General features: G+C 76.1%; 9 protein-coding genes, 1 tRNA gene and 1 pseudogene. 8 read left to right on the top strand and 3 right to left on the bottom strand.

Translation table 11 applies throughout. The features are described 5' to 3' along the window. From FA014_RS20170 to FA014_RS16730, 5 genes are all read left to right on the top strand, one after another. On the top strand, positions 1-408 hold a 408-nt coding region (locus tag FA014_RS20170), incomplete at its 5' end, for a hypothetical protein (RefSeq protein ID WP_230323300.1). A 49-nt stretch (positions 409-457) separates the two neighbouring features. Next, a complete protein-coding gene (locus FA014_RS16745) occupies positions 458-907 on the top strand; it encodes a roadblock/LC7 domain-containing protein (RefSeq protein WP_147794822.1) in 450 nt (149 codons plus the stop codon). 8 nt (positions 908-915) lie between these two features. Beyond that, a complete protein-coding gene (locus tag FA014_RS16740; RefSeq protein WP_147794821.1) occupies positions 916-1,290 on the top strand; it encodes a DUF742 domain-containing protein in 375 nt (124 codons plus the stop codon). Then, positions 1,271-1,918, top strand: coding sequence for a GTP-binding protein (locus tag FA014_RS16735; RefSeq protein ID WP_374234221.1), 648 nt, complete (start codon positions 1,271-1,273; stop codon positions 1,916-1,918). Before FA014_RS16740 ends, FA014_RS16735 begins: the two co-directional genes overlap by 20 nt. Positions 1,919-1,953: 35 nt before the next feature. Continuing rightward, complete coding sequence (locus FA014_RS16730) at positions 1,954-2,370, top strand: PIN domain-containing protein (RefSeq protein ID WP_230323298.1); 417 nt, start codon at positions 1,954-1,956, stop codon at positions 2,368-2,370. An 18-nt stretch (positions 2,371-2,388) separates the two neighbouring features. Here the strand turns inward: FA014_RS16730 and FA014_RS16725 are convergent, their stop codons facing one another. Together FA014_RS16725 and FA014_RS16720 are read right to left on the bottom strand one after the other, a co-directional pair. Next, positions 2,389-3,279: a hypothetical protein gene (locus FA014_RS16725; RefSeq protein ID WP_154730777.1), complete on the bottom strand. Its 891-nt coding sequence runs from the start codon at positions 3,277-3,279 to the stop codon at positions 2,389-2,391. A 2-nt stretch (positions 3,280-3,281) separates the two neighbouring features. Beyond that, positions 3,282-4,298 carry an SPFH domain-containing protein gene (locus FA014_RS16720; RefSeq protein WP_154730776.1) on the bottom strand — a complete coding sequence of 339 codons (1,017 nt, stop codon included), beginning with the start codon at positions 4,296-4,298 and terminating at the stop codon, positions 3,282-3,284. 84 nt (positions 4,299-4,382) lie between these two features. Here FA014_RS16720 and FA014_RS16715 point away from each other — a divergent pair, with 84 nt between their 5' ends. The 3 genes from FA014_RS16715 to FA014_RS16705 all read left to right on the top strand — a co-directional run bounded on the left by FA014_RS16715 (position 4,383) and on the right by FA014_RS16705 (position 6,019). Then, positions 4,383-5,072 carry an NUDIX hydrolase gene (locus tag FA014_RS16715; protein ID WP_154730775.1) on the top strand — a complete coding sequence of 230 codons (690 nt, stop codon included), beginning with the start codon at positions 4,383-4,385 and terminating at the stop codon, positions 5,070-5,072. Positions 5,073-5,096: 24 nt separating this feature from the next. Then, the gene (locus tag FA014_RS16710) at positions 5,097-5,900 is read left to right on the top strand and encodes an SDR family NAD(P)-dependent oxidoreductase (RefSeq protein WP_154730774.1); all 804 of its coding nucleotides are present in this window, start codon (positions 5,097-5,099) and stop codon (positions 5,898-5,900) included. Positions 5,901-5,928: 28 nt separating this feature from the next. Beyond that, positions 5,929-6,019 (top strand) — tRNA-Ser (locus FA014_RS16705). 1 nt (position 6,020) lies between these two features. Here FA014_RS16705 and FA014_RS16700 read toward each other — a convergent pair. Continuing rightward, positions 6,021-7,084: pseudogene (locus tag FA014_RS16700) on the bottom strand (hypothetical protein); the annotation flags it as partial.

The following is a 7,084-nucleotide window of genomic DNA, read 5'->3' as shown; positions in this document are numbered from 1 at the left end:
CCCACCGGCGCCGCGGCCCCCGCGGCGGACCAGCCCCGCCGGCCCGGCGCGCTCGACGCGGAGGCGGCGCAGATGCTCGCGCTGCGGGCCGACATCCAGGAGCAGGCGTTGAGCGAGCTGAGCCAGCTGTCCGCGTACCGGCCCAAGGTCGACGTGCCGGCCGGCGGCTCGCTCACCCGGCGCGTGCCGACGGCCATCCCGGCCGCGCCCGAGATCTCGCAGCCCGAGCCGGGCCGGGCGGCGGCGCGTGACGCCGACGGCCTGCGCGACCGCCTGTCGAGCTTCCAGTCCGGCAGCCGCCGGGGCCGTCGCGCCCTCGCGGACACCGAGGGTCAGACCGGCGCCGAGCCGGAGCAGCCCCGCACCGAGTCCGACTCCCAGCCCGTCCCGCCGTCGCCGTCATGGTGACACCCGTCCCCGCAGCCGCAGCCGCGCCTGCATCACGTCAGGAGGATGTGTGACCACCCTCAGCACCGAGGCAGCCAACTTCGGCTGGCTCCTGGACAACTTCGTCCGGACCGTGCCCGGCACCCGGCACACGCTGGTGGTGTCGGCCGACGGTCTGCTCATGGCGATGTCCGAGCAGCTCGACCGCACCAGCGGCGACCAGCTCGCGGCGATCGTCGCCGGCATGTCGAGCCTGACCCGGGGGGCGGCGCGCCAGCTCCGCGCCGGGGACGTGCGCCAGGCCATCGTGGAGATGGACAACCTGTTCCTCTTCCTGATGAGCGTGTCGAACGGCTCCGTCCTCGCGGTCGTCGCCGACGCCACCTGCGACGTGGGCCTCATCGGCTACGAGATGGCGATGCTCGTCTCGCGGACCGAGGCCACGCTCACCCCGCAGCTCATCACCGAGATGCGCGGCAGCCTCCCCGTCGACGGCGCGACCCGCGCTCCCACCGTGTGAGGTAGCCGATGAGCGAGAGCGAGTTCGAGACCCGGACCGTCCGCCCGTACGCCCTCACGGGCGGCCGGGTGCGGTCCGAGCGGTCCGACTACCCCCTGGAGGCGCTGGTCGAGATGCTGCCGGCCGGCGTCTCGGGCCAGGGCCTGACGCCCGAGAAGCGGGCGATCCTGCAGCACGCGTCGCACGGCTACATCTCCATCGCCGAGCTGTCCGCGCTGCTGCACCTCCCCCTGGGCGTGACGCGTGTCGTCGTGTCCGACCTGGCGGACGCGGGCTACGTCCGCGTGCACTCGTCCACCCCGGTCGAGACCACCACCGGTCAGTCGCCCGCCCTGTCCCTGAGCGTCCTGGAGAGTGTTCTCAATGGCATTTCCGCCCTCTGACGCCGTGGCCACCGGCCAGGCCGCTGCCGTGCCGACCGCCCGCCCCGCCGGTGACACCGGTGAGATGGGTGCCGCGCCCACCGTCGTGAAGATCGTGGTCGCGGGCGGGTTCGCCGTCGGCAAGACGACGTTCATCGGGTCGATCTCCGACATCGAGCCGCTGAACACCGAGGCCGCCATGACCGAGCACTCGGTCGGCGTCGACGACGCGGGCGGCGTGTCCGACCGCAAGACGTCCACCACGGTCGCGATGGACTTCGGGCGGATCGCGCTGCCGGGGTCGCTGTGGCTGTACCTGTTCGGCACCCCGGGCCAGGACCGGTTCCTGTTCATGTGGGACGACCTGGTGCGCGGCGCGATCGGCGCGGTCGTGCTGGTGGACACCGACCGGCTCGACCAGTGCTTCCCGGCCGTCGACTACTTCGAGTCGCGCGGCATCCCGTTCGTCGTCGGCGTGAACTGCTTCGACGGCGTCGCCAAGCACCGCCTGGAGGACGTGCGCGAGGCGCTCGCCATCCCGGCGCACGTGCCGGTGCTCTACACCGACGCGCGCTCGCGCACCGCGACCAAGCAGACGCTGATCTCGCTCGTGCAGCTCGCGATGGAGCGCCTGCGCAACCACGCGTGACGGCCCGGCCCGCGCGCCCCGCTACAGTGCGGGGCGTGCGGGTCTACGCCGACGGCTCGGCGCTGGTGCGCTACCTGCCGTTCCCGGACCACTCGGTGGACTGGCAGCGGTGGGCGGAGCAGCACGAGGCCGACCTCCTCGTCACGTCGATGTCCCTGAGCGAGCTGCGCCACGCGGCCGCCACGGCGCCGGCGCACGTCCGCGCGCGCGCCCGCGACGCCGCCGAGCGGCTCGAGGTCGTCCGGTTCTCCGACCAGGCCGTCGGCGCCGCCGCGATGACCACCGCGGTGCTCTCGCCGTTCGCCTCCCTGCACCTCGGCGTCGCGCTCGCGCACCCGGACGTCACGGGGTTCGCGTCGTACGACGTGCGGCTCGCCTCGGTCGCCGCGATCCACGGCCTGACGGTCGTCTCCCCGGGCCTGCCCGACCGCTGGTGGGACGCCGCGGCCTGACCCCGCGCCGCCCCCGCGTCAGAGGACGAGGTGCAGGCCGCGCTCGGAGACGTCGAGCGTGACCGTCTGGCCCCAGGTCGCGGTGAGCCGGTCGGCCTCCAGGCCGTCGCCGAACACCACCAGGGCGTCCGACTCGACCACGACCTCCAGCCGGGCGCCGGGCTCCAGCAGCCCCGCCGTCAGCTCGGCCCCCGTCGTCGGCGACGGCCAGGCCTCCCGGACGAACCAGGACAGGGTCGCCGCGTCGGGCGCGGGCAGCGGGGGAGCGTCGGCCCGGCCGCGGGCCAGCGACGCCGCCCAGCCCGTCGCCCCGGTCCCGGTCGCGACGACGATCCCCGACGACGACTGCCGCTCCACCGCGTCCCCGGCCCGCAGCCGGTAGCGCGCCGACTGGTGCGAGCGGTGCCCGACGAACACGTCGTTCAGCGCGTCCAGGCGCGTGCCGTCGTCGACGACCGCCCGGACGAGGGCCCGCTGCTCGACCCGGGCCCGGCCGCCGGCCACCGCCGCGAGCACGGCCGGCACCGTCGCGGCGCGGTGCCGGACCAGCACGCCGGGGTTCCGGCCCGGCTCGGGGTCGACGCCGACGACCGGCTGCCCCCCGACGTACTTGGCGGTGTTGGCGACCAGCCCGTCGGGGCCGACCACCAGCACCACGTCCTCCGGGTCGAAGGTGAACCGGTGCAGGTCGGCGCGCTCGACCTCGCCGCGCCGCCAGTCGACCGGGATCGCCGCGCGGGTCCGGGCGAGCGCGTCGGCCAGGGCGTCGTGCCGCTCCTGCACCTCGGCGAGCGTCCGGCCCCGCGTGCGGAGGAAGAACTCCACCTGGCCGCGGGTGCCGTGCCGGTCGACCAGCTCGTCGAGCTCGCTGCGCCGGTGCACGACGACCGCGCGAGGGGCGAGGGCCACGGTCACTCGCCCCCGGTCACCGGTCCGCGCCCGGCGAGCGCCGTCAGCGCCCCGGTCAGCACGTCCGGCGTCAGCGTGAGCTGCCCGACCTGCGGCAGGTGCGCCGCGAGCTCCTTCGCGGCCAGCGCGAGCAGCACCCCCTGCGGGACCTCGGCGTAGGCGGCGAGCCGCGCGCCCTCGGCGGCGGCCTCGGCCTCGCCCCGGAGCCGGGCGGCGTCCGCGTCGGCGGCGGCGAGCACCCCCTGCCGCTCGGCGTGGGCCCTGGCCTCGACGAGCGCCGCCGCCGCTGCCTCCTCGGCGCGGGTCCGGGCGTTGGTGCCCTCCTGCAGGACGAGCTGCTGCTCCCGGCCGGCGAGCTCGATGCGGTTGCCCAGCTCGTTCTCGGCGATCGCCCGCTCGCGGTCCACGGCCAGCGCCCGGCGCTCGTAGGTCGACCGGTCGGCCTCGGCCTGCGCCGCCTCCCGGGCGGGGGTCTGCAGCGCCCGCTCGAGGTCGGCGTCGGCGCGGACCGAGCGCACCCGGGCGCCGAGCACGGTGATGCCGGTGGCGTGCACCCGGACGTCGGCGAGCAGCGCGGCGGTGACCTGCTCGCGCAGCGGACCCGCGCCGGAGGAGATCGCCTCCCGCAGCGTCACGCCGGCGAGCGCGTCCATCACGTGCCCGGCCGTCAGCTCGCCCAGCAGGTGGGCGACCTGCTCCAGCGGGTTGCCGTTCCACGCCCCGGTGCTCGGCGAGATCGACAGGTCGAGGCGGGTCGCCGCGAGCTCGGGGTCGGTGAACCGGTACGACACCGTCACCTGGACGGTGACCTCCTGGAGGTCCGCCGTCCGGGCGTGCGCGACGAGCGGCAGCTCGCGGTCGTCGAGGGGGACCTCCGAGAGCACGGCGCTCAGCGGCCGGAACCAGAACGCCAGGCCGGCGCCCGAGCGGCGGACGGCGCCCCCGTGCAGCTGGACGACGTGCGCGGTCGGCGCCGAGCGCAGGTGCCGCAGGAACGGGTAGCGGGTGATGGTGGCCATCGGGTCCTCCTCAGTCTTTCTCGTCACGACGACGATAAGCCGCGCTGCTGATTGTCGTCAACTTGACGAGATAGGATCGCCCGCATGGACGCACCCGACGACTGGCCGCGGTTCGCCGTCACGGTCGACCTCGTCGTGCTCACGGTGCGGCACGGCCGCCTGCACGTGCTGCTCGTCCGGCGCGGCGAGGACCCGTGGCGCGGGGCGTGGGCGCTCCCGGGCGGCTTCGTCCGCCCCGACGAGGACCTGCACGAGGCCGCGGCGCGCGAGCTCGAGGAGGAGACCGGCGTGCAGCAGGCGGCCGGGCACCTCGAGCAGCTGGGCAGCTACGGCGCCCCCGACCGCGACCCGCGGATGCGCGTCGTCTCCGTCGCCCACCTCGTCCTCGCGCCGGACCTCCCCGAGCCGACCGCCGGCACCGACGCCGCGGCCGCCGCCTGGGTGCCGGTCGACGAGGTCGCCGGCCCGGAGCTCGCGTTCGACCACGCGCGCATCCTCGCCGACGGCGTGGAGCGCGCCCGGGCGAAGCTCGAGTACTCGCCGCTCGCGACGGCGTTCTGCGCCGAGCGGTTCACCGTCGCCGAGCTGCGCGCCGTGTACGAGGCGGTCTGGGGGCGGCCGCTCGACCCCCGGAACTTCCACCGCAAGGTGACGTCCGTCCCGGGCCTGCTCGTGGACACGGGGGAGCGCCGCAGCGAGGGGCGCGGCCGGCCGGCCGCCGTCTACCGTCCCGGCCCGGCGACCACGATCGCGCCGCCCCTCTCGCGGGACTGAGCCGGCCCGTCCTACGGTCGGGGCATGACGCAGCTCGACCTCACCGGGCGCACCGCGCTCGTCACCGGTTCCACCCAGGGCATCGGCGCCGCGATCGCCGCCGGCCTCGCACGCGCCGGGGCCCGCGTGGCCGTCAACGGCCGCGGCGCGGGCTCGGTCGACGCCGCCGTCGCGCGGCTGGCCGCGGAGCACGGCGACGGGCCCGGCTCGTTCGTCGCGGCGCCGGGCGACGTCAGCACCGACGCGGGCGCCGACGCGGTCCGCGCCGCCGTCCCGGACGTCGACGTGCTGGTCAACAACCTCGGCATCTTCGAGGCCCGCCCGGCCCTGGAGATCACCGACGACGAGTGGCGCCGCTACTTCGAGGTCAACGTGCTCGCGGCGGTCCGGCTGACCCGCGCGTACCTGCCCGGGATGACCGGCCGCGGGTGGGGGCGGGTGCTGAACATCGCCTCGGACTCCGCGGTCGTCATCCCCACCGAGATGATCCACTACGGGGTGTCCAAGACCGCGCTGCTCGCGGTGTCCCGGGGCTTCGCCAAGGAGGCGGCCGGCACCGGCGTCACGGTCAACTCGGTGATCGCCGGGCCGACGCACACCGGCGGCGTCGAGGACTTCGTGTACTCGCTGGTCGACCGGGAGCTGCCGTGGGACGAGGCGCAGCGGGAGTTCATGCGGCGCCACCGGCCCCAGTCGCTGCTCCAGCGGCTCATCGAGCCCGAGGAGATCGCGAACCTGGTGGTGTACCTCGCGTCCCCGCTGGCGGCGGCGACGACCGGTGGCGCGGTCCGGGTGGACGGCGGGTACGTGGACGCGATCCTGCCCTGAGGCCGCTGGTAGGGTCGCCGCGTTCGTGGGAGGGCTGGCTGAGCGGCCGAAAGCGACGGTCTTGAAAACCGTTGGGGCGTCGAAAGGCGTCCTCGTGGGTTCGAATCCCACGCCCTCCGCTCACCAGGTCGGGTCGAAGGCCACCCGGAACGGTCCGCCGGCGACCGTGCGCGGTGCGGTCCGGCCGTCGGCGTCGGTCGCCGGGACGGTGTCGAGGACGTACAGGTCGTAGTCCCCGGCGGACGGCTGGGCGTAGGGCGGCTGGGGGCATCCCGCCCACCACTGGAACACCTCGGACGCGAACGTCCCGCCCGGCGCGGCCGCGAACGGCGTCCCCGTCAGCGCCCCGCCGGCGACCGACAGCCCGTCGGGTCCCGTCACGACGGTGCCCGCGTCGTCCACGAGCACCGCGCTCAGCCCCTGCGGCACCAGCCCTTCCAGGCCCACGCGCGTGGCCGTCAGGGTCACGGGCACGTGCAGCCCGGCGCCGCCGATCCGGGTCGGCGCTCCCTCCGGCCCGAACGACACCGCCAGGTCCGGGTCCGCGGCGGCGCGCCGCCACGCGTCGGGCAGCGGCTGCCCGCACACCGGGCGGTCCCGGTACCGCTGGGCGGCCTGCCCGGCCGTGCGGGCCGCGGTCGCGGCGTCGAACGCGGCGCCCAGCGCCACGGGCGCCAGCTCGACCGTCTCGTCGGCGTCCGACGCGATGACCCGGAACGTCCCGGACAGCGGTCGTCCCGTCCGGCAGTCCTGGGCCGGGTAGAGCCCGTAGGGCGAGAAGGTGCCGGGGCTGGTGGTGGACTCGACCTGGGGCAGCTCGCGGGCCGGGTCGTCCCAGAACACGACCGTGCCGGTGTCGTCCAGCAGCAGCACCCGGAGGTCGGAGGTGCCGTCGCCGGCGGGCTCGCCCGGGCGGTCGCTCGTCGTCTGCAGGTTCAGGAACAGCGTGGTGTCGCCCGCGCCGCCGCGGAACGCCGCCTGGGCCACGTCGAAGGTGCCCGGCACGACGGTGCCCTGGACCTCGACCACGGCGCTGTCGTGCGGCTCGACGGCGGGCACGGTCCCGCAGGGCTCGGCGCCGGGGACCCAGCCCGCCACCGGCCCGGCGGCCGTCGTCGGCGCGGCCGACGGGCTCGGCGACGGGGAGGCGGAGGGCGTCGGCCGCGCCGGCGCCACCGGGCCCG

This window comes from Cellulomonas hominis, assembly GCF_005239125.1.
GTDB classification, from domain to species: domain Bacteria; phylum Actinomycetota; class Actinomycetes; order Actinomycetales; family Cellulomonadaceae; genus Cellulomonas; species Cellulomonas hominis_A.
The sequence above is the reverse complement of the archived record's forward strand: the minus strand, read 5'-3'. Positions and strand labels throughout refer to the sequence as shown.